General features: G+C 65.6%; 1 protein-coding gene. It reads left to right on the forward strand.

The features are described from left to right. Positions 1-237 precede the first annotated feature (237 nt). Positions 238-1437: an IS110 family RNA-guided transposase gene (locus tag AWC17_RS30985; RefSeq protein ID WP_174900762.1), complete on the forward strand. Its 1200-nt coding sequence runs from the start codon at positions 238-240 to the stop codon at positions 1435-1437. Positions 1438-1458: the final 21 nt, after the last annotated feature.

Genomic DNA, 1458 nt, shown 5'->3' on the forward strand with positions numbered 1-1458 from the left:
TCCTTACCTTTCTTGCAGGGTGGTTGTTGCCCTCGGCCGTAGGCTTCGAACTGCCCAGGGACGTCGGGTATGGCTTTCATGCGTTTGCGGTGTTTCATGGCCGAAGGAGATTGGCCGCCCGACGTCCCGCGACGACTCGACCGCTAATTGAGAGATGCGATTTGATCGCTGTGTAAGGACACGCCGGCGTGGTCGTCTGCTGGGTTGATAGGGATGCCAATGATCACGGAGGTGGCTGTGAGCCAACAGGTCTGGGCCGGTGTCGATGCCGGGAAGTCCGACCACCATTGCGTGGCTATCGATGCGGAGGGTCAGCGACTGCTGTCGCAACGGGTAGCCAACGACGAAACCGCACTGCTGGAGCTGATCGACGCAGTAGCGGCGCAATCCGACGGCGGTGAAGTTACCTGGGCGATCGACCTGAACGCCGGTGGTGCCGCGCTGCTGATCACCTTGCTCATCGCCGCCGAGCAGCGGCTGCTCTACATCCCCGGCCGCACCATCTACCACGCCTCGGCCGGCTACCGTGGCGACGGCAAAAGCGACGCCAAGGACGCCGCCGTCATCGCCGACCAAGCTCGGATGCGCCGCGACCTGCAGCCGCTGCGACCCGGTGATGACATCGCGGTCGAGCTGCGCATCCTGACCGCTCGGCGCACCGACCTGGTCGCCGATCGCACCCGGGTGATCAACCGGCTGCGTGCCCAGCTGCTTGAGTACTTCCCCGCCCTGGAACGCGGCTTCGATTACAGCGCCAGCAAGGCCGCGCTGATCCTGTTGACCGGCTACCAAACCCCCGACGGGCTGCGCCGCGCCGGCGCTGCCCGCCTGACAGCTTGGCTGCATAAACGCAAGGCCCGCAACGCCTCTGCTGTCGCGGCCACGGCTATCGAGGCCGCCAGCGCCCAACACACCACCGTGCCCGGCCAAAACCTCGCCGCCGCCATGGTCGCCCGCCTGGCTAAGGAGGTGATGACCCTCGACACCGAAATCGCAGAAACCGACACGATGATCGAGGACCGATTTCGCCGCCACCGCCACGCCGAGATCCTCCTGAGCATGCCCGGCTTCGGCGTCATACTCGGCGCCGAGTTCCTCGCCGCCACCGGCGGCGACATGAGCGCTTTCGACTCCGTCGATCGTCTTGCCGGCGTGTCCGGGCTGGCCCCGGTACCGCGGGATTCCGGGCGCATCAGCGGCAATCTCAAACGCCCCCGCCGCTACGACCGACGACTGCTGCGAGCCTGTTACCTGTCCGCCCAAATCGCCATCCGTACCGACCCCGCATCCCGGACCTACTACAACCGCAAAAGAGCCGAAGGCAAAACCCACACCCAATCCATCCTCGCCCTGGCCCGCCGGCGCCTCAACGTCCTGTGGGCCATGCTGCGCGACCACGCTGTCTACCAACCCGCAACCACTACTGCGGCGGCTTGACAACGTCATTGAGATTCTCCT

It is taken from the genome of Mycobacterium nebraskense (genome assembly GCF_002102255.1).
Classification (GTDB): domain Bacteria; phylum Actinomycetota; class Actinomycetes; order Mycobacteriales; family Mycobacteriaceae; genus Mycobacterium; species Mycobacterium nebraskense.